The sequence below is a fragment of the Rhizobium sp. CFBP 13726 genome, from assembly GCF_014841925.1.
GTDB lineage: Bacteria > Pseudomonadota > Alphaproteobacteria > Rhizobiales > Rhizobiaceae > Neorhizobium > Neorhizobium soli.
The window spans coordinates 1,127,844-1,147,055 of record NZ_JACYUU010000001.1 but is presented as its reverse complement, the minus strand read 5'-3'; the positions used below and the strand labels follow the sequence as shown (position 1 = coordinate 1,147,055).

The 19,212-nt window shown below is 61.2% G+C and carries 18 protein-coding genes and 1 pseudogene; 13 read left to right on the top strand and 6 right to left on the bottom strand.

Annotated elements, in window-relative coordinates; all coding sequences use genetic code 11:
- Positions 1 to 97 precede the first annotated feature (97 nt).
- Both IFT66_RS05655 and IFT66_RS05650 read left to right on the top strand, forming a co-directional pair.
- Positions 98 to 466 carry an Hpt domain-containing protein gene (locus tag IFT66_RS05655; RefSeq protein WP_062456603.1) on the top strand — a complete coding sequence of 123 codons (369 nt, stop codon included), beginning with the start codon at positions 98 to 100 and terminating at the stop codon, positions 464 to 466.
- A gap of 119 nt (positions 467 to 585) precedes the next feature.
- Entirely contained in the window at positions 586 to 906 is a 321-nt protein-coding gene (locus tag IFT66_RS05650; protein ID WP_062456606.1) for a 2Fe-2S iron-sulfur cluster-binding protein, read from the top strand.
- Positions 907 to 1,354: 448 nt separating this feature from the next.
- Here IFT66_RS05650 and IFT66_RS05645 read toward each other — a convergent pair whose 3' ends face one another.
- On the bottom strand, positions 1,355 to 1,969 hold the full coding sequence (locus IFT66_RS05645) for a DUF922 domain-containing Zn-dependent protease (protein WP_082471927.1): 615 nt from the start codon (positions 1,967 to 1,969) through the stop codon (positions 1,355 to 1,357).
- A 106-nt stretch (positions 1,970 to 2,075) separates the two neighbouring features.
- Between IFT66_RS05645 and folP the strand changes: the two genes are divergently transcribed.
- The 3 genes from folP to folK are packed head-to-tail and all read left to right on the top strand — an operon-like array spanning position 2,076 to position 3,818.
- Positions 2,076 to 2,942: a dihydropteroate synthase gene (gene folP / locus IFT66_RS05640; protein ID WP_446737864.1), complete on the top strand. Its 867-nt coding sequence runs from the start codon at positions 2,076 to 2,078 to the stop codon at positions 2,940 to 2,942.
- A complete protein-coding gene (folB, locus tag IFT66_RS05635) occupies positions 2,942 to 3,307 on the top strand; it encodes a dihydroneopterin aldolase (protein ID WP_113167795.1) in 366 nt (121 codons plus the stop codon). Before folP ends, folB begins: the two co-directional genes overlap by 1 nt.
- Positions 3,276 to 3,818, top strand: coding sequence for a 2-amino-4-hydroxy-6-hydroxymethyldihydropteridine diphosphokinase (gene folK / locus IFT66_RS05630; RefSeq protein ID WP_249406345.1), 543 nt, complete (start codon positions 3,276 to 3,278; stop codon positions 3,816 to 3,818). Before folB ends, folK begins: the two co-directional genes overlap by 32 nt.
- On the opposite strand, the gene IFT66_RS05625 is transcribed toward folK, so the two are convergent.
- The 4 genes from IFT66_RS05625 to IFT66_RS05610 form a co-directional block, all read right to left on the bottom strand.
- Positions 3,808 to 4,362, bottom strand: coding sequence for a hypothetical protein (locus tag IFT66_RS05625; protein WP_062456618.1), 555 nt, complete (start codon positions 4,360 to 4,362; stop codon positions 3,808 to 3,810). The genes folK and IFT66_RS05625 overlap by 11 nt on opposite strands.
- A 103-nt stretch (positions 4,363 to 4,465) precedes the next feature.
- Complete coding sequence (locus tag IFT66_RS05620; RefSeq protein ID WP_192076955.1) at positions 4,466 to 5,539, bottom strand: YcjF family protein; 1,074 nt, start codon at positions 5,537 to 5,539, stop codon at positions 4,466 to 4,468.
- Entirely contained in the window at positions 5,536 to 7,002 is a 1,467-nt protein-coding gene (locus IFT66_RS05615) for a YcjX family protein (RefSeq protein WP_192076954.1), read from the bottom strand. The genes IFT66_RS05620 and IFT66_RS05615 overlap by 4 nt, the downstream gene beginning before the upstream one ends.
- A gap of 81 nt (positions 7,003 to 7,083) precedes the next feature.
- The gene (locus IFT66_RS05610) at positions 7,084 to 7,593 is read right to left on the bottom strand and encodes a SixA phosphatase family protein (RefSeq protein ID WP_192077145.1); all 510 of its coding nucleotides are present in this window, start codon (positions 7,591 to 7,593) and stop codon (positions 7,084 to 7,086) included.
- 265 nt (positions 7,594 to 7,858) lie between these two features.
- Here IFT66_RS05610 and dksA point away from each other — a divergent pair, with 265 nt between their 5' ends.
- The gene (dksA, locus tag IFT66_RS05605; protein ID WP_062456626.1) at positions 7,859 to 8,278 is read left to right on the top strand and encodes an RNA polymerase-binding protein DksA; all 420 of its coding nucleotides are present in this window, start codon (positions 7,859 to 7,861) and stop codon (positions 8,276 to 8,278) included.
- A 106-nt stretch (positions 8,279 to 8,384) separates the two neighbouring features.
- Here the strand turns inward: dksA and IFT66_RS05600 are convergent, their stop codons facing one another.
- Complete coding sequence (locus IFT66_RS05600) at positions 8,385 to 9,473, bottom strand: flagellar biosynthetic protein FliO (RefSeq protein ID WP_192076953.1); 1,089 nt, start codon at positions 9,471 to 9,473, stop codon at positions 8,385 to 8,387.
- Between the two features lie 275 nt (positions 9,474 to 9,748).
- Here IFT66_RS05600 and cckA point away from each other — a divergent pair, with 275 nt between their 5' ends.
- From cckA to IFT66_RS05570, 7 genes and pseudogenes are all read left to right on the top strand, one after another.
- Positions 9,749 to 12,370 (top strand): cell cycle histidine kinase CckA, encoded by a 2,622-nt coding sequence (gene cckA / locus IFT66_RS05595; protein ID WP_062456632.1) that lies wholly within the window; start codon positions 9,749 to 9,751, stop codon positions 12,368 to 12,370.
- A gap of 246 nt (positions 12,371 to 12,616) precedes the next feature.
- Entirely contained in the window at positions 12,617 to 13,705 is a 1,089-nt protein-coding gene (recA, locus tag IFT66_RS05590; RefSeq protein WP_062456635.1) for a recombinase RecA, read from the top strand.
- A gap of 228 nt (positions 13,706 to 13,933) precedes the next feature.
- Positions 13,934 to 16,591, top strand: a complete 2,658-nt coding sequence (gene alaS, locus IFT66_RS05585; RefSeq protein WP_192076952.1) for an alanine--tRNA ligase — start codon at positions 13,934 to 13,936, stop codon at positions 16,589 to 16,591.
- Positions 16,592 to 16,643: 52 nt separating this feature from the next.
- Positions 16,644 to 17,510 carry a tRNA 2-thiocytidine(32) synthetase TtcA gene (gene ttcA / locus IFT66_RS05580; RefSeq protein ID WP_192076951.1) on the top strand — a complete coding sequence of 289 codons (867 nt, stop codon included), beginning with the start codon at positions 16,644 to 16,646 and terminating at the stop codon, positions 17,508 to 17,510.
- A 40-nt stretch (positions 17,511 to 17,550) separates the two neighbouring features.
- Entirely contained in the window at positions 17,551 to 18,375 is an 825-nt protein-coding gene (locus tag IFT66_RS05575) for an inositol monophosphatase family protein (RefSeq protein WP_192076950.1), read from the top strand.
- Between the two features lie 96 nt (positions 18,376 to 18,471).
- Positions 18,472 to 18,687: pseudogene (locus tag IFT66_RS23820) on the top strand (ArsR family transcriptional regulator); the annotation flags it as partial.
- Entirely contained in the window at positions 18,671 to 19,156 is a 486-nt protein-coding gene (locus IFT66_RS05570; protein WP_192076949.1) for an SRPBCC family protein, read from the top strand. The pseudogene IFT66_RS23820 and the gene IFT66_RS05570, both read left to right, overlap by 17 nt.
- Positions 19,157 to 19,212: the final 56 nt, after the last annotated feature.

Below are 19,212 nucleotides of genomic sequence, written 5' to 3'. Positions count from 1 at the left end.
ATTTGCGCCGTGATTGTGCCGGAATTTAACGGGATAGGCAGCCGCTGTCCCGCATCACTGGGACGCATGATTGAGCCCCAAAGAGGAACAGAGTTTCATGTCAGCGGCGAATACTGCTTTTTCAACGCCCACTAGCCCGCGCGGGGCATGTCCTTCGCAGTCGCGCCCGATCGATCTCGTGCATCTTGCCCGCCAGACGATGGGCGACAAGACACTGGAAAACGAAGTGCTGATGATGTTTGCCCGCAACGCCCGCCGGGCGCTGCAGGACATGACGGGCGCAGACGCTGCCGGGGTTGCGATGACGGCGCATCGCCTGAGGGGGGCTGCATCTGCGGTCGGCGCGTTCGGCGTTTCCAAAGCGGCAGAGAAACTGGAAGCAGACGGTGCCGACGCCGCGCATTTGGCCGCGCTTGCCGCGTGTGTCGTGGAAGCCGAGAACTTCATCCTGAAACTCTGCCGCTGATCCGTGACAGTTGGAGGGCGCCGCAAGACAACGGCGCGTCGTCCGTTCGTGTTGACTGGACCGGTGATTTATCGGAAGACAACCGGCCAAGACTGCCACTCAATGCGGATTTCCTGATTATGACGAAACTGACCCTCGTTGCCTTCGACGGTACGCGCTTCGATATCGAAGCTGACAACGGCTCCACAGTGATGGAGAACGCCGTGCGCAATTCCGTGCCAGGCATAGAGGCCGAATGCGGCGGCGCCTGTGCCTGTGCCACCTGTCATGTCTATGTCGACGATGGCTGGACCGAAAAGGTCGGTCCTCCGGCAGCGATGGAAGAAGACATGCTCGACTTCGCCTTTGAGGTGAAGCCGACCTCGCGGCTGTCCTGTCAGATCAAGATCAAGGCCGATCTCGACGGTCTGATCGTGCACGTTCCAGAACGTCAGGCCTGAACCAAACCAGACGACCCTCTTCCAAAAAAATGCCTCGCTGCGCAGTTAGCGCAAGCGAGGCAAGGCAGGCGCATAGCCGCAAGGCGAGGGAGGAAAACGCCTGCGGCCGCAATTGCGCCGGGGAGACCTGTGAAGCTTGTACAAGGCAACAACGCGGGACCTCTCTCGGTCCAAGTGCCTGATCGCGGCCGCGAACATCTGCGGCGCCTGAACGGGTGGATCCTGGCACCGTGGCCGGGATCGCGGGCGGCTGGATAACCCTTGATATGGGTCGTTCACAGCGCCGTTCTGTTGCTACGGTTTTAGCCCAGACACACACATTAGTATATTGTTATAAGTCACCGATGAATGACAGGGTGGTGCGAAAGCTCCGCGCAAGTCTCGGGAAAGGTCGGGCTACGGGTCGGTTGATTGGCTGTGCCGATCGATGTCGTCTTTCGCTGCCCGATCAGTCGCGCTTCATCCGGTATTTCAGAAGACGGGTCATCCGCTCGTCGAAGTTCTTCGACTCGACCTGGTCGAACCGCATCTGTTCCCGGTCGTGTGCTTCCAGGAGATCGCGAGTCGCATCGGCCACCTTCTTTTCGAGACTATCGCAACTGCTGGGCGTCGATAGGTCCAGAAGCTGTCTCTCGAGAATGCGGGCGTGGGTGCGGGCAATCTCGGCATGGCGTTCTTCGTGGCGCTTGATGTCTGCCGAAAGCGTGTCCCATATCATGCCAAGATCCGCGTCTGCACGACGTCGATTGATCCAGCGTGGCAGAACGATATGGGTACGCAGTGTGACCCTTGCGGCGCCGACCGTGCAGCGGTTGGCGCGTTCGACATAGGTCACTTCCCCGCCGAATTTGATTTCGGTTGCACCGGGATGACGGTGGCCGGTCGTGCGGGTCAGCGGACCGCGTTTCTCCAGCTCCTTGTCGAGGTCTTCGGCAGTTTTGCCGCCGATCTGAAAATACGAGTAAGTCTTGGTGATGATCGGTGCGGCCGATGCGGGAGAGGCGAAGACGCCTGCAAGAAGTACGGTACCGATGAGACGGCGAACCGCGCGCATTGAAAACATTCTGTGGCCTGCAACGTTGAACTTTAAAAGAGCTTGGGGCATAGCGAGACCAAGCGCAACACGAGGTCCCTGAATTTTGCGTCAACTCTCCGAAGATGATTGGCCGGTGATATCGCGGCGCAACACGCACTGGCAATTGGCGCGCGGACGCGTGCTGGAACTCGGCGCGCAAGGCCATATCATGGCGATCGTCAACGTGACCCCAGACTCGTTTTCCGACGGCGGTCGGCATGCGCAAACGGATGGCGCCGTGCGGCATGCGCTGAGCTGCGTCGCCGAAGGTGCTGCCATCCTCGATATCGGTGGCGAATCGACACGGCCCGGCGCGGCGGCGGTGACGCCTGCCGAAGAACAGGATCGCATCCTGCCGGTGATCGAGAAGCTTGTCGGCGAAACCGACGCTATCATCTCGGTCGATACCTATCGTGCGGTAACGGCGCGGCTGGCGACGGCTGCCGGCGCCCACGTCATCAATGACGTACATGGACTTCAGCGCGAACCCGATATGGCTGACGTCGCGGCCGAGACAGGTGCCGGTATCTGCATCATGCATACGGGACGCGACCGGACGGATCGACGTGCGGACATGATCGAAGACCAGCAGTATTTCCTCACGCGGTCTCTCAAGATCGCGCATGCTGCCGGGATCAAGGATGCGGCGATCGTGCTCGATCCCGGGTTCGGATTTGCCAAGAACCGGGACGACGACATGGAACTGATCGCCCGCTTTCGCGAGTTGCAGTCACTCGGATTTCCCTTGCTCGCCGGGACGTCGCGGAAGCGGTTTGTCGGTTCAGTCACGATGCGGGATCCGGCCGATCAGCGGGATATCGGCACGGCTGCAACGACTGCGATCCTCCGACTCGCTGGTGCGGCGATCTTCCGGGTTCATAATGTCGCGGCCAACCGCGATGCCCTGCTGATGGCAGATGCGGTTCTGGCGTCCCGTGCGGCGCAACGGGAGGAGAGCTGATGGGGACCTACAGCATCGCCTTGAAAAACTGCGCCTTCTTCGCTCGTCATGGAGCCTTTGCGGAAGAAGAGAGGCTCGGTCAGCGATTCTATGTCGACCTCGTCATGCATGTGGATGCCGAAGAAGCGCTGGAGGACGACAACGTCGAGAGCACCGTGCACTATGGCAAAGCCTATGAAATCGTCGAGAGGATCGTGACCGGCACGCGCCGCAACCTGATCGAGACGCTGGCCAAGGACATTGCTAAGGCGCTTTGCGCCTGGTCGTCGCAGATCCGAAGGGTCGAGGTGACGGTGCGCAAGCCGAGCGTGCCGATCCCGGGAATTCTTGATCATGCCGAAGTCAGGATCGAGCATGTCGCGTGACGGCTCGATGGAATTGGTAGCCCTTGGGCTCGGCGGTAACGTCGGTGATCCGCGGGCTGCGATGGCAGATGCGTTGAGGGAACTCGATGCCCGATCGGACTGTCGGGTGCTCGCCGTATCCCGGCTTTATGCCACGCCGCCATGGGGAAAGACGGATCAGGCCGAGTTCCTGAACTGCTGCGCCCTGATCGAGACGTTGCTGCATCCCGAGCCGCTTCTCGATGTCGGTCTTGATATGGAAAGGCGGCGCAAGCGTGAGCGCGTCGAGCGCTGGGGCCCGCGAACGATCGATATCGATATCCTGACCTACGGCGACAGCGCGTATCACTCCGAGACGCTGGAGCTTCCGCATCCGCGCATGACGGCGAGGGGCTTTGTGATGATGCCGCTTGCCGATATCGCGCCGGATATGGTCCTTGGAAAGAAAAATGTCCGCGACTGGCTGGCAGAGGCGGACATCAAAGGCATCAGGATTGCTGACGCAAACAGGGACTGGTGGATTACGGCTTGATCGAACCGACGGCGATCGAATCCAGATCGCGATCCAGCGACAGGCCGATCACGGGCACCATCTGGTCTTCGACCTTCACCGAAATGGTGATGTTCATCTTGTTCTCGCCGCGCAGGCTGGCGACCATGGCGCCGTTCAGCTGGGCACGGTTGATGCCCATCACGACCTTGTCGCCATTGACGGAGCCTGAGACGATGTCGAGGCCCTTGCCCTGGGCGCCGTCCAGGAACTTGCCGGAATAACCGGTGCTGCTCTGGCTGATGACCGCGGACATCGGCTGCTGGAAGACGCCGACGCGGCAGGTGCCGTCGAGCTTGATACCGACAGTGCCATCCGGCTGGGCAGCGCCAATCAGGTTGCAGCTGAACTTCGTACCCTTGTACTTGCCCGCGACGATTTCGCCCGGACCCTTCCAGACACCACCGACCTGCTGGAAAAAGGATTTGTCACGCGAAGCCGCGGAGGCCTCCGGTGCCAGGGCGGGAGCAGTTGCGATGGTCAGTGCAACGATGCCACCGAAAAGCGAAAAGAAGCGCGAATACATGTGCTTTCCCTTGGAAACCAGAAACTTCAAGTGCCTCGCAAATTAGCTTGGAATGGTTAATGACTGGTATCTTTTCGGGTCATTAAGGGTCACAGAGGCGCGATCAATCGGTCTTGCGCGGGCCGACGGGAGAGATGTCGGACATGAAATCGCCGATCCCCGGGCGCTTCACAGCGTGGAAGGGAAGAGGGCGGCAAAGATCCATCGCGGCAATGCCGATACGCGCCGTCAGTAGGCCGTTGATGACACCTTCGCCGAGTTTGCTTGAAAGTCTCGATGCCAAACCATGGCCCAGAACCTGCTGCGCGATTCCGTCTCCAACCGCGATCGAACCTGTTACCGCCAGATGCGCCATCACGTCCCGCATGAGCTTCAACAGTCCGAGCGTGCCTGGGCGCCCGCCGTAGAGGTCCGCCATCGCGCGGATCAGTCGTGTCACCTCGAACAGGACATAGACGAGATCAACGACCGCGCGGGGGCTGACAGCGGTGACGACCGAGACCCGTTTCGAGGCGCCAAGAATGAGGACGCGTGCCTGCCGGTCGAGCGGCGACAGGAGTTCTCGCTCGGCGAGATCGATGAGTTGTGGCCCGTCGATGATGTCGTCTTTCGTCGCATCGAGCGCGGCACGTCCGCGGGCGGTCTCCGCCCGGTGACCTGTCAGTTTCGTGAGCGCGGCGACGACGGTTCTGGCTGCCGTCGGCCTTGGCGATTTCAGGGCGTCTTCCGCTTGCGTCTTCAGCGTCTGGACCGCAGCAAGCCGCATCATCCCGATGATTTCGCGACCGACCATGACCAGAAGCGCGACGATGCCGACGCCCAACGCTGCCGCTGCGGCGTAACCGAGCCAGTCGGACCGTGCAAAGAGATCCCGGATGATCCGATCCGCCCAGAGGCCGAACGCAAGCGACAGGAACGTGCCGAAGGCCGCGGCCGCGAGGTTGGCGAAGGAGAAACGCTTCCGCTTCACCGGCACGGCGACGGCCAGCGCGTCTGCTGAAAGTTCCTGGGGGCTGATGAACGGATCGAGCTCGTCCGGCGTGATGGCAACGCCATCGTCAAACCGGCGGGGTGCGCGGTTCGGGTGGGTCTGCGGCTCTTCTTTTGTCGGAATGTCGTCGTCCACGGCGAAGGAAGACGGGCGGCGGCGGTCATCGGTGATCTTGCGGTCGGTCATGCGAGGCGATCTCCCAGCAGGAACTGCATGGCGCGGTCGAGCCTGATATGCGGGACCGATAGGGTGATGCCGCCCTTTTCGTCGAGAGCCGGGGGACGGAAGCGCACCACGTTGACATCCGGAAGCTCGGAGCCCGGCTGACCGAGCTGCCGAAACAGGGCTTCCGGGTCGGCCGGAAGGTCGCCAGGGAAGATCGCCGTCTGCCGCGTGCCGTCGAAGACTTCGCCATTGATGGTTTCGCCTGCCATCGGTGTGCCGACGATGACCGGCAGTTGGTGACTGCCGTCCTTCACGGAAGCTTCACGCGTGGCGCGCACGGAGGCGATTGCCATCACGTCGATGCCGGCGCCGGCCATGCCGATCCGCTCGATGGCGCGGTCGACGAGGCGGCCGGTCAGGCGCTCCAGCCGGTCGTGGCTTTCATGATGCAGATGGTCGGCCTTAGTGGCCGCGACCAGCACCTTGTCGATGCGTCGGCCGACCAGCGACGAGAAGAAGCTGTTGTGGCCGGGACGGAAGCAGGCGAGTACGTCGGTCAGTGCGCGTTCCAGATCCTGCACGGCCTCAGGGCCGCGGTTGATCGCCTGCAGCGCATCGATCAGCACGATCTGCCGGTCGAGACGCGCGAAATGCTCGCGGAAGAAGGGTTTGACGACGATTGTCTTGTAGGCGTCGTAGCGGCGCTCCATCATTGCCCGGAACGACCCCTTCGGGGCCGGCGTATCCGGAAGATCGGCGAGGGGCGCAAAGGTGAGGGCGGGCGAACCTTCCAGGTCGCCGGGCATCAGAAATCGCCCGGGCGGCAGGGTGGAGAGCGAGCGCTCATCAGATTTGCAGGCTTTCAGGTAGGCCGCAAAACTCTCGGCCAGCCGACGCGCGGTTCCTTCGTCCGCCGGTGCGTCCATGTCTATGCCGGAGGCGAACGAAAGCCAGTCCTTCGACAACTCGGCGCGAATGCCGGTCCGGGCAAGGTCTACGGTGTTGCGGCTGAAGGTCTGGTAATCCTGTGCCAGCAGCGGCAGATCGAGCAGCCATTCGCCGGGATAGTCGACGATGTCGATCGACAGCCTTCCGCGGGAAAACATCCGGTTCCATCCACTGGCGCTCTGGTATTCCAGCGTGACGCGCAGTTCCGAGATCGCGCGCGTCGAATCCGGCCAGATCCGTTCGCGCACCAGTGCGTCGATGTGATCCTCATACTGGAAGCGCGGTATCGCGTCGTCCGGCTGCTGCTCGAGCCGCGCCTGCGAGACCCGGCCGGATCGCATTGCCTCGAACAGTGGCAGCCGGCCGCCGTTCAGGAGATTGTGGACAAGCGACGAGATGAACACCGTCTTGCCGGCACGCGACAAGCCGGTAACGCCAAGCCGCATCGACGGATTGACCAAGTTCGAGGCGCGATCGGCGAGATTATCGAGAGCAATCTTCGCGTCGTCGGTGATACTGGTGAGCGCTGGCGGCAAGGTGTCGTTCCAAAACTGTTTGTCGCTATATAGGGACCGTCAGGCAATGCGCAAAGGGATGGGATGCCTTGGAATCTGTGGTCACGGCGTGATGAAATCCGTCAGGTTCCATGCGGGTTGCGAGCTGTCGCTTCGGCCTGCGTGATCGATGACAGCAAGGCCTGCCGTCGGATACCCTGAGGGCAGGGCGCGGGCTGCATGCTCTTTTCCGATCAGTTCCCCGAACACGTCCTCGATCGTCGGGTTATGCCCGACGAGCATCACCGATCCGCTGCGGTCGCTGGTGAAAATCAGCGCAAGATAGGTGCCGACCGATCCGTTGTAGACCTCGTCGATGAATTCGGGCTCGATGGTTTCGCTGATTGCGCGGCGCACCGCCTCCGCAGTCTGGCGGCAACGCATAGCCGTCGAACTGATGACCGCGTCGGGGCGGTAGCGACGGTCCGCCGCCTTGTCGGCAACGATTTCCGCTTCGGCGAAACCGTCCGTCGTCAGTGTTCGATCGAAATCTCTCTGACCCTGTTCCGGGTTGGCCGCCCGGCCGTGCCGGAGAAGGTAGATGCGTGACGGCGGCGGCGCGAGTGTCGGCATATCGGTGAAAGACGCCATTTCATTCTCCTTTGACCGCCTGGACGGTAATTCCGTGACTTCTGAACTTCAACCACGCCTGCGCCATGATTGCCAGTTGCGCTGCTCAGGAACCGGTTTTAACCGCAGTCGATTAAAGCATAGAAAATAGTCATTTAGCTGATTTTTGTGACAATTTTAAAATTGCCTCAATAACGAGCGGAAGGCTTGAACCGGAACAACCAAAGCGATATAGAGCGGCCACGAGATGTTCTTCAGGAGAATCGCGTTGAGTGAGAAGATCGATCTTAGCAATTATGTACTCTCGGAAACCGACGAGTTCATGAATGCAAACCAGAAGGCGTATTTCCGGGCAAAACTGACGGCCTGGAGAAACGATATCCTGCGGGAGGCGCGGGAGACTCTGGATCATCTGGCAGAGGAAAGTGCCAACCATCCCGATCTGGCCGATCGCGCATCTTCGGAAACCGATAGAGCCATCGAGCTTCGTGCCCGTGACCGGCAGCGCAAGTTGATCTCCAAGATCGACGCGGCGATGCAGCGCATCGACGACGGGACCTATGGCTATTGCGAAGAAACCGGCGAGCCAATCGGACTGAAGCGTCTTGACGCCCGGCCGATCGCAACCCTGTCGATCGAGGCCCAGGAGCGGCACGAGCGTCGCGAAAAGGTCTATCGCGACGAATGATTTCTGCTTGACGCATGGTCTACGGCAGAAACGACAAAAGGCACGGGAAACCGTGCCTTTTGTCGTTTGATGTCATGGATACGTGCAAAGCCCGCGGCCCTGCATGTCATTTATCGCGCGTGGCGGACATTTCCCCAAATATACGGGCGACTTCGTCCTGAAGTGATGGCTCGGCAGTCGCGCCGGTAATCGGTGCGACAGCAGGATCGCGCTGCGGCAACTGGCGGTTTGGTGCAGGCGCTGCGATCGTCTCGCGGCCGGCGTTTTCTCGCGCCGCAAGGTTTTGTGCCATTTCCTCTTCCAGAATTTTCTCGAAATCGCTCCCGAGCATCTTCGGCTTTTCGAGAGCCGACTGTACGCCGGTCGCGAGGTCCTCGGAATTGATCGGAACAACGCGCGACGGTTCGGCCGGCTGGTCGGGCTCGGCGTGAGCAAGAACCCGACTGCGCGCGGCTTCAAGCGCGTTTGCCGCATCGTCGACCCTGGATGGTGCAGGCTGCGGGATCGCCGTGATCGCTGCCGCGGCGATCGGCGCTGCGGCAACGCCAGCGGCTGTCGAAACCGTTGCCGGGATGACGACGGTCGGTGCCGGACGCTGTGGCTCGGGGGCGGACTGTCTTGCCGGCGGATCCAGTCGCTGCGGGGCGGGTGGCGATACGGACGCAGTCGGCGTCGGCTCCGACCGGGATACCGGGCTCACAGGGCGAGCGGGAATGGGAGATGGCTGGGTCGCGAGTGGTGGCTTCGCACGCGGGGTGTCGTCGCGCACTGAAATCTCCCGCATGGCCTCAGATCGTTCGGCCTCCGGCAGAGCTGCCGGGCGAGGGTCCGGACGCTGCCTCTGGGCAAGTGCGGGACGCGGTTCAGAAGGCGCGCTTTCAAGGACGGGTGGCTGTGAGGGCGAGTTCGTCGCGATGCCGGTTTCGATCACGATATCGGTCGGCCCGCCGATCATGACGAGGTGCTCCACGCCGTCGCGGCGGATCAGCACGAGGCGGCGGCGTGCATCGACGGCTGCCGCATCCAGCACCTGCAGCCGCGGATTGCGGTTGCGTCCCCCGCGGACGAACGGCGACGGTCCATTGCGACCGCGCAGCATCCACAAGATGCCGAACAGGAAGAGAAGCCCGATGCCGACACCGAGGACCGCGATAACCATCCGGCTGCCATAGGCGCCCATCAGTTCTTCGGCCATATGCTGATACTCCTCATGCCAATCGTCACATTTGAAAAGACGACAATTTTCGCTTCGATCAAGGGGTGCTGCGATGCTGTCTTGATGGAAAACATCACTTCGGAGAGGAAAGATAGGGCACAAGTCTTCACTGTCCCGGGTTTTCTGGCACAACGGAGCTTTTTGCGTCGCCGACAACTTGCTAAGAAGGAATCATAGGGTTTTCGGCTCCGTGGAGCATGACGGCCGCAGTAGGATGGCTTCGGCAGTCGGCCGTTGCGAAATGCGAGGGATTGATGACGAAGTTGCAGCAGGGCGGCAACTACGAGACCCCACTGGTCGAGCGTAAGACGCGGGGTGGAACCATTCTTCGGATCGTGCTTCTGGCGCTGGTGCTGCTGGGCGTTGCAGTCGCTTTTGTGGTTTTTCAGCAGGCACTCGACAATGAAATTGTGCTCGGCCTGCTGGGCATACTTGCCATGGTCGGCATATTTTTCCTCGTCTCTTCGATGATTGGCCTCGTGGAAGTCATGCCGCAATCGCGGTCCGACGATCTCGCCCGCGCTTTCCTGGCCGGCCATCCGGACGGTATCCTGATCACGGACATCAAGGGTCGCATCGTCTACGCGAACGCTGCCTATGGTCGGATGACCGGTGCGACGAAAAAGAGCGATATCCAATCCCTTGAAACGCTTCTGTCCAAGTCGCGCGAATCCAACGAGGCGCTCTACAGGCTGACATCCGCGCTGCGGGAAGGCCGCGAGGGTCATGAAGAATTCCGCCTGCTGCAGCCGCTTGGCCGCAGCACGGGCACTGCCGTCGTTGGAGAGAATGGTGCGGGCGCCTTCTGGTACAGGCTGAAGGCCGGCCTTCTGGCGGGTTCGGGAAACAACAAGGCGCAGCTCGACATCTGGCAGATTACCGACACGACCTCGGAACGGTCGGACCAGGAGCGCTTCTTTCGCGAACTGCAAAACGCCATCGACTACCTCGACCATGCGCCGGTCGGGTTCTTTTCCGCGGGCAAGAAGGGCGAGATCTTCTATCTCAACGCCACGCTGGCTGAATGGCTGGGTCTCGATCTGACCAAGTTTTCTCCGGGATCGATGACGATCGACGATCTCGTGGCGGGCGAGGGCATGGCGCTGATCCAATCGGTTCAACCGGCGCCAGGCCTGAAGCGTACGGAAACGCTCGATCTCGACCTGCGCCGTGCCAACGGCCAGAGCCTGCCGGTGCGACTTGTTCACAGCGTCAGCTCCATGCGCGACGGTGCGCCCGGCGAAAGCCGCAGTGTCGTGATCAACCGGCCGCATGGTGAGGACACCGATCAATCCGCGTCTGCGATGCGTTTCACGCGCTTTTTCAACAACACGCCGATGGCCATTGCATCCGTCGATGGCGAGGGCCGGATCCTGCGCATCAATGCGCCGTTCCTGCGACTGTTCGCCGGGGTTCTGACCCGCGACGACGTGGAAAGTGGTGCGTCGCTGGAGCGTATCGCGCACGAGACGACCCGCGATCAGCTGATGGCGGCGCTTGCTGCCGCACGCGACCGTCAGGGCGACATTACTCCGATCGATTCGCGGCATCCGGGCGACGAGACCCGCTATCTGCGTTTCTACGTCAATGCGGTGATCGACGAGAGCGACGAGGCACCCGAAGAGGCGGCCATCATCTATTCCGTCGAGACGACCGAGCAAAAGGCGCTCGAGACGCAGATGGCGCAGACCCAGAAGCTGAATGCGGTCGGCACTCTTGCCGGCGGTATCGCGCACGATTTCAACAATGTGCTGACGGCTATCCTTCTGTCGTCCGATCACCTGCTTTTGCAGGCGCGTCCGTCCGACGCGAGCTTCGCCGATCTGATGGAAATCAAGCGCAATGCCAACCGGGCCGCCGTTCTGGTGCGCCAGCTTCTGGCCTTCTCGCGCAAGCAGACGATGCGTCCGGCGGTGCTGAACCTCACCGATGTGGTGGGCGACCTGCGGATGCTGGTCGACCGGCTGATTTCCGGCACCAATGTCAAGCTCGATGTCGACTACGGGCGCGACTTGTGGCCGGTGCGCACCGACCTGTCGCAGTTCGAGCAGGTTCTCATCAACCTCTGCGTCAACGCGCGCGATGCGATGCCGCAGGGCGGCACGATCCTGATCAAGACCCGCAATGTGACGGCCGAGGAAACCGCCGCCTTCCATCAGGCCGATCTGCCGGCGGAAGATCTCGTGATGGTCGAGGTCGCCGACAGCGGCACGGGCATTCCGCCCGAGATCATGGACAAGATCTTCGAGCCGTTCTTCACCACCAAGGAAGTGGGCAAAGGGACAGGTCTCGGCCTTTCGATGGTCTATGGCATCATCAAACAGTCCGGCGGCTATATCTATCCGGAATCCGAAGTCGGTCGCGGAACGAGTTTCCGGCTGTTCCTGCCGCGTCACATTCCCGAAATACCGGTCATCACGCCAGAGGCCGCAGAGGCTGCAGCTCTGGCAGCCGCACAGCCTGTGGCTTTGAAAGCGCCGGCAGAGGATATGGATCTCACGGGCAAGTCTGCGGTCGTGCTGCTTGTGGAGGATGAAGAAGCGGTTCGCCGGGGCGGCAAGCGGATGCTGGAGACACGCGGTTATACCGTGCACGAAGCCGGATCCGGCGTCGAAGCACTCGACATCATGGACGAGCTCGAAGGCAAGGTTGATATCGTCGTTTCCGACGTTGTCATGCCTGAGATGGACGGGCCGACGCTTTTGACGGAACTGCGGAAATCCTATCCGGATCTGAAGTTCATCTTCGTCTCCGGATACGCGGAGGACGCGTTTGCGCGCAACCTGCCGGCCGATGCGAAGTTCGGTTTTCTGCCCAAGCCGTTTTCGCTGAAGCAGCTTGCCGTTGCGGTTCGCGAGATGCTCGACTCGGACTGATTTTCTGATCCGCCTGCCAACCTTTATGGAGCCTCGCGATTCGTCCGTCGAACCGCGAGGCTTCTTGCTTTAACGCCTGACTTTCCACAGGTTATGCGCGCGAGAACGTTCCAGGAACGAATTCGCGATAACGCTGTTCTATCAAGCTGATAAAAGCCTCTTGATTGATGAGAACAAAAAGAGTACACGATGTCCATCGGCTGCTTCATTGCTTGCGTGGCGGCAATAACCTAAAGGTGGGACCTCATGGCACAGAATTCATTGCGGCTCGTAGAGGATAAAGGCGTGGACAAGAGCAAGGCGCTCGAAGCAGCACTCTCACAGATCGAACGATCCTTCGGTAAGGGATCGATCATGAAGCTTGGCTCGAACGATAGCATCGTCGAGATCGAGACAGTTTCCACCGGTTCCCTGAGCCTTGATATTGCGCTCGGCATCGGCGGTCTGCCGAAGGGTCGTATCGTCGAAATCTATGGTCCGGAAAGCTCGGGCAAGACAACGCTTGCCCTGCAGACCATTGCCGAGGCTCAGAAGGGTGGCGGTGTTTGCGCCTTCGTTGACGCGGAACACGCACTCGATCCGGTTTATGCCCGCAAGCTCGGCGTCGATCTGCATAACCTCCTGATCTCGCAGCCGGACACCGGTGAGCAGGCGCTTGAGATCACCGATACGCTGGTGCGTTCCGGTGCTGTCGACGTTCTCGTCATCGACTCGGTTGCGGCATTGACGCCGCGTGCCGAAATCGAAGGCGAAATGGGCGACAGCCTGCCGGGTCTTCAGGCCCGTCTGATGAGCCAGGCACTGCGCAAGCTGACAGCGTCGATCTCCAAGTCGAAGACGATGGTGATCTTCATCAACCAGATCCGCATGAAGATCGGCGTGATGTTCGGTTCGCCGGAAACGACGACAGGCGGTAACGCGCTGAAATTCTACGCGTCCGTTCGTCTCGACATTCGCCGCATCGGCCAGGTCAAGGAACGCGAAGAAGTCGTCGGCAACCAGACACGCGTCAAGGTCGTCAAGAACAAGATGGCGCCTCCCTTCAAGCAGGTCGAATTCGACATCATGTATGGCGAGGGCGTTTCCAAGACCGGCGAGCTCGTTGATCTCGGCGTCAAGGCAGGGATCGTCGAGAAGTCGGGTGCCTGGTTCTCCTACAACAGCCAGCGTCTCGGTCAGGGCCGCGAGAACGCGAAGTCGTTCCTGCGAGACAACCCGGAAGTGGCGCGTGAAATCGAGACGTCGCTGCGCCAGAATGCCGGCTTGATCGCCGATAAGTTCCTGCAGAATGGCGGACCCGATGCCAATGACGGCGACCAGGCCCCGGACCCTTGATCGGACCTGGGTTGGGATGCCGGTCTAGGGCATCCTGACGCTGATCTTCGCCGGTTTTTCGGCTTTCAAATCTTGCCGGCCGCCATCGCAAAGATGCGCGGCCGGTCTGCGTTTCGGGCGGGTTTGGGATGATTAGGGGTGCTGTGGCTGGACAGTCGGGAACGCGGACGATACAAGCCTTTCGTCTTCGAATAACAGCATCGCACCCGGCGATAAAAAGGGCTTAGCATGAGCGGCGTGAATGAAATCCGGTCGACGTTTCTCGACTATTTCCAAATGAACGGCCACGAGGTTGTGTCCTCGTCCCCGCTTGTGCCGCGCAATGACCCGACGCTGATGTTTACCAATGCCGGTATGGTGCAGTTCAAGAACGTCTTTACGGGTCTTGAAAAGCGCCCTTACACCACGGCCACCACCTCCCAGAAATGCGTGCGCGCCGGTGGCAAGCACAACGATCTCGACAATGTCGGTTACACCGCCCGCCATCTCACCTTCTTCGAGATGCTCGGCAACTTCTCGTTCGGCGACTACTTCAAGGAAAACGCGATCGAGCTTGCCTGGAAGCTGGTTACCGAAGGGTTCGATCTGCCCAAGCACCGGTTGCTGGTCACGGTCTATTCGGAAGACGAGGAAGCTGCGACGCTGTGGAAGAAGATCGCCGGCATTTCCGACGACAAGATCATCCGCATTCCCACCTCCGACAATTTCTGGCAGATGGGCGATACCGGCCCCTGCGGTCCGTGCTCGGAAATCTTCATCGACCAGGGCGAGAATGTCTGGGGTGGACCTCCGGGCTCGCCTGAAGAAGACGGCGACCGCTTCCTGGAATTCTGGAACCTCGTGTTTATGCAGTACGAGCAGACGGCACCCGGCGAGCGTACGCTGCTGCCGCGCCCGTCGATCGATACCGGCATGGGTCTCGAGCGCATGGCCTGCGTCCTGCAGGGCAAGCAGAGCGTGTTCGACACTGACCTGTTCCAGACGCTGATCGGCACGATCGAGGATGTCCTGAGCGTGAAGGCCGAGGGCAGTGCCAGCCACCGCGTCATCGCCGACCATCTGCGGTCGTCCGCGTTCCTGATTGCCGACGGCGTGCTGCCATCCAACGAAGGCCGTGGTTACGTGCTTCGCCGCATCATGCGCCGCGCCATGCGCCATGCGCAGCTGCTCGGTGCCAAAGAACCGGTCATGTACAAGCTGCTGCCGACGCTGGTGCAGGAAATGGGCCGCGCCTATCCGGAACTGGTGCGCGCAGAGGCGCTGACCGCGGAAACGCTGAAGCTCGAGGAAACCCGCTTCCTCAAGACGCTCGAACGTGGTTTGTCGCTGCTTTCGGACGCGACCAGCACGCTCGACAAGGGCGACATGCTCGACGGCGAGACGGCGTTCAAGCTTTACGACACCTACGGCTTCCCGCTCGATCTGACGCAGGACGCGCTCCGCGCCCGCGAAATCGGCGTCGATCTTTCGGGCTTTACCGATGCGATGGAACGCCAGAAGGCCGAAGCCCGCTCGCATTGGACAGGCTCCGGCGACAAGGCGACCGAAACCGTCTGGTTCGAAATCAAGGAAAAGTTCGGCGCCACCGAATTCCTCGGCTATGACACCGAGACGGCCGAAGGCGTCGTCCAGGCGATCGTCAAGGATGGCAAGGCCATCGACAGTGCCTCGAGCGGCGATGCCGTACAAATCGTCGTCAGCCAGACGCCGTTCTACGGTGAATCCGGCGGCCAGATGGGCGATGCCGGTTTGATCTCGACCGACCACGCCAAGCTTGAAGTGACCGACGTCCAGAAGCGGGGCGAGGGGCTGTTTGTCCATATCGCAACCGTGACCGAGGGCACGTTGAAGGCTGGCGACGCGGTCATCCTCGCCGTCGATCACGCCCGCCGTTCGCGCCTGCGCTCGAACCATTCCGCGACGCATCTGCTGCATGAAGCCCTGCGCGAAGTGCTCGGCACCCATGTGGCGCAGAAGGGCTCGCTGGTCGCTCCTGAGCGTCTGCGCTTCGACGTGTCGCATCCGAAGCCGATGTCGTCAGAGGAACTGCAGGTCGTCGAAGATATGGCCAACGCCATCATCCTGCAGAACGCGCAGGTCACCACGCGCCTGATGAGCGTCGACGACGCGATTGCCGAGGGTGCAATGGCACTGTTCGGCGAGAAATACGGCGATGAAGTGCGCGTTGTCTCGATGGGCAAGGCCGTCGATGGTCCGAAGGCCGGCAAGCCTTACTCGATCGAACTTTGCGGCGGGACGCATGTCAACGCGACGGGCGATATCGGCCTCGTGCGCATACTCTCCGAAAGCGCCGTCGGCGCTGGTGTTCGCCGTGTCGAAGCGGTGACGGGGGACGCGGCGCGTGCCTATCTTGCCGAGCAGGATGAGCGCGTGAAGACGTTGTCGGGTGCGCTAAAGGTTCAGCCCGGTGAGCTTGTCTCCCGCGTCGAGGCGCTGATCGACGAGCGTCGCAAGCTTGAGAAGGAGTTGGCGGATGCCAAGCGCCGGCTCGCCATGGGTGGCGGTCAGCAGGGCGGCTCTGCCGACGACATCCGCGAGATCGCTGGCATCAAGTTCATGGGCAAGGCGCTGGCCGGCATCGATGCGAAGGACCTGAAGGGTCTCGCGGACGAAGGCAAGGCTACCCTCGGTTCGGGTGTCGTGACGCTGGTTGGCGTGTCGGAAGACGGCAAGGCGAGTGCGGTCGTGGCGGTGACGCCTGATCTTATCGGCCGCTTCAGCGCTGTCGATCTGGTGCGGATCGCCTCTGCGGCACTTGGCGGCAAGGGCGGCGGCGGACGGCCGGATATGGCGCAGGCCGGTGGCCCTGACGGTGCCAAGGCCAATGATGCGCTGGAAGCCGTGGCCGCAGCGCTCGGCGCCTGAGGTTGGAATGATCGGGCGGCCACTGGCCGCCCGTTTCACATGAGGTTTGGACATGGGATTGAACGCAACAATACCGGATGAGATCGACGAGGTCGTGGATGGCCTCGTGCCGTCCCTATTCAGGGATGCACCGAGTTCGGTCTCGTTCAACAAGTTGCGCAAGCGCCTGCTGCGGCAGGTTCGTCAGGCGTTCGACGATTTCGGCATGCTGAAGGATCAGAAACGCTGGCTGGTCGGCCTGTCGGGCGGCAAGGACAGCTATTCGCTGCTCGCCATTCTGCTCGATCTGCAATGGCGTGGCCTGCTTCCGGTCGAGCTGCTTGCCTGCAATCTCGATCAGGGACAGCCGAACTTTCCCAAACACATCCTGCCGGATTATCTCACCTCCATCGGCGTCAAGCACCGGATCGAGTATCGCGATACCTATTCGATCGTGAAGGAGAAGGTGCCCGCAGGCGGAACCTACTGCGCGCTCTGTTCACGGCTTCGGCGCGGCAATCTCTACCGGGTTGCCCGCGAAGAGGGTTGCGACGCGTTGGTTCTCGGGCATCACCGGGAAGATATTCTCGAAACCTTCTTCATGAACTTCTTTCACGGCGGACGGCTTGCCGGCATGCCGGCGAAGCTTCTGAACGACGAAGGCGACGTGATGGTGCTGCGGCCGCTCGCCTATTGCGCCGAGGACGATCTGGCGAAGTTTTCTGCCGCCATGGAATTCCCGATCATCCCGTGCGACCTCTGCGGCTCGCAGGACGGGCTGCAGCGCAATGCGATGAAGGCCATGCTTGCCGATATCGAGACGCGCATGCCGGGCCGCAAGGATACGATGCTGCGGGCACTCGCGCATGTGAACCCGTCGCACCTGCTTGATCCGAAACTGTTCGACTTCTCCGGCCTCAGCGCCAACCCCGACGCCTGATCCCCAACAAGCTGCTCCCACCACTGCAGGATCTCATACAATGACCATGCCGCTCGATATAGCCAAGCTTGCCGACATCCTGCGCCTTGCGGCGAAGGAAGAGATCCTGCCGCGGTTCCGGCGGCTTGGAAGCGGCGACGTGCGTTCCAAAAGCGAGCCGTCGGATCTTGTGACCGAAGCGGACGAGGCTGCCGAGCGTCTGATCCGCCGCGAGCTTGAAGCGCTGGCGCCTGATGCTCTGTTTGTCGGCGAAGAATCGGTGGCCGCCGATCCGTCGCTTCTCGCCAAGCTTGGAGGCTCGGATTTCGCGATCGTCGTCGATCCTGTCGATGGCACGTTCAATTTCGCCTCCGGCATTCCTGCCTTCGGTGTCATGGCCTCTGTCGTCTGGAAAGGCGAAACGGTGGCCGGCATCATCTACGATCCGATGGGTGACGACTGGGTGATGGCGGAAAAGGGCGCAGGCGCCTCCCTGCGCCGTCCTGACGGCGATGCGGTGCGCCTTGCGGTCGCGGAAGCGACACCGATCGGCGACATGGTCGGAATGGCGTCACCCGGGTATTTCTTCGGCGAGGAAAGAGAGCGGCTGCTGGCCAATCTGGCGAAGGTGCGTTTCTTTGCCAACTATCGATGTGCCGCGCACGAGTATCGCACCTTTGCCGGCGGGCACGTGCAATACCTTCTCTACAACAAGCTCATGCCTTGGGATCATCTGGCGGGCACCCTGATTGCCACGGAGGCCGGCGGTTATGCGGCGCGCTTCGACGGATCCGATTACCTGCCGAACCACGTGGATGGCGGGCTGCTGGTCGCGACCTGCAAGGACAGCTGGCAGATGCTGCGCCGCGAACTCATCGGCGACTGAGCCTTCAAGGGGTCGGTCCCAGTAGAGGGCGAAACGACACCGTAAGCCAACTCCGTTGTCCTCGTTGAACCCTCGTGTATTTTGGTGCCGGAAGGCGGCATGCGGAAGCATATCCAGGTTCTCGAACGAGCGGGGCTCGTTGTCACCGAGTAGATCGGACGGGTGAGAACCTGCAGGCTTGCGAGACACGGACTTGAGGCGGAGGCCGAGTGCGTAGAGGCGCATCGAAAGCTTTTCGAGGCCCGCTTCGAACCATTGAATGAACTCATCAGTACCATGCAACGGGAGGTAACCGATGAATCAGCAAGTTGACGTGACATCATTGGAGCGCAGGGGCGATCGCGAATTGGTCGTCACGCGGACATTCAATGCGCCGCCGATTGCCGTTTTCAGGGCGTGGAGTGAGCCCGAGATCTTCCGGGCTTGGTGGGTGCCAAAATCGGTCCCCGGCCTATCGCTCGTATCGTGCGACATGGACGTGCGTACCGGCGGCAAGTATCGGCTGGAATTCGGTGCTGGCGGCGATTCCGATACCATGGCCTTTTATGGCAAGTATCTCGAGGTCGTACCGAACGAGCGCATTGTCTGGACCAACGACGAGGGCGAAGAGGGCGCGGTCACGACCGTGAGCCTCGAGGACCAGGGCGGAATGACGCTGTTGCGTTTCCACGAGGTCTATCCGTCCAAGGAGGCGCTTGAGGAGGCCCTGCAGGGCTCGGCGGTCGCATTGCCCGAGCAGTTGGACCAGCTCGACGAATTGCTGACCAGCAAAGCTGAGTAGCGCTGTTGCGGAAACGCATCGGGGCAACGTATGCCTCAGGCGCGCTACCCCACCGA

Excerpts from the sequence above, each read along its gene's own strand:
- IFT66_RS05600 (WP_192076953.1), bottom strand. The coding sequence starts at position 9,473 with ATGGCCGAAGAACTGATGGGCGCCTATGGCAGCCGGATGGTTATCGCG.
- IFT66_RS05655 (WP_062456603.1), top strand. The coding sequence starts at position 98 with ATGTCAGCGGCGAATACTGCTTTTTCAACGCCCACTAGCCCGCGCGGG.
- IFT66_RS05650 (WP_062456606.1), top strand. The coding sequence starts at position 586 with ATGACGAAACTGACCCTCGTTGCCTTCGACGGTACGCGCTTCGATATC.
- cckA (WP_062456632.1), top strand. The coding sequence starts at position 9,749 with ATGACGAAGTTGCAGCAGGGCGGCAACTACGAGACCCCACTGGTCGAG.
- alaS (WP_192076952.1), top strand. The coding sequence starts at position 13,934 with ATGAGCGGCGTGAATGAAATCCGGTCGACGTTTCTCGACTATTTCCAA.
- IFT66_RS05610 (WP_192077145.1), bottom strand. The coding sequence starts at position 7,593 with ATGCCGACACTCGCGCCGCCGCCGTCACGCATCTACCTTCTCCGGCAC.
- IFT66_RS05645 (WP_082471927.1), bottom strand. The coding sequence starts at position 1,969 with ATGTTTTCAATGCGCGCGGTTCGCCGTCTCATCGGTACCGTACTTCTT.
- IFT66_RS05575 (WP_192076950.1), top strand. The coding sequence starts at position 17,551 with ATGACCATGCCGCTCGATATAGCCAAGCTTGCCGACATCCTGCGCCTT.
- IFT66_RS05570 (WP_192076949.1), top strand. The coding sequence starts at position 18,671 with ATGAATCAGCAAGTTGACGTGACATCATTGGAGCGCAGGGGCGATCGC.
- IFT66_RS05620 (WP_192076955.1), bottom strand. The coding sequence starts at position 5,539 with ATGACCGACCGCAAGATCACCGATGACCGCCGCCGCCCGTCTTCCTTC.
- recA (WP_062456635.1), top strand. The coding sequence starts at position 12,617 with ATGGCACAGAATTCATTGCGGCTCGTAGAGGATAAAGGCGTGGACAAG.
- ttcA (WP_192076951.1), top strand. The coding sequence starts at position 16,644 with ATGGGATTGAACGCAACAATACCGGATGAGATCGACGAGGTCGTGGAT.
- IFT66_RS05625 (WP_062456618.1), bottom strand. The coding sequence starts at position 4,362 with ATGTATTCGCGCTTCTTTTCGCTTTTCGGTGGCATCGTTGCACTGACC.
- folB (WP_113167795.1), top strand. The coding sequence starts at position 2,942 with ATGGGGACCTACAGCATCGCCTTGAAAAACTGCGCCTTCTTCGCTCGT.
- folK (WP_249406345.1), top strand. The coding sequence starts at position 3,276 with ATGCCGAAGTCAGGATCGAGCATGTCGCGTGACGGCTCGATGGAATTG.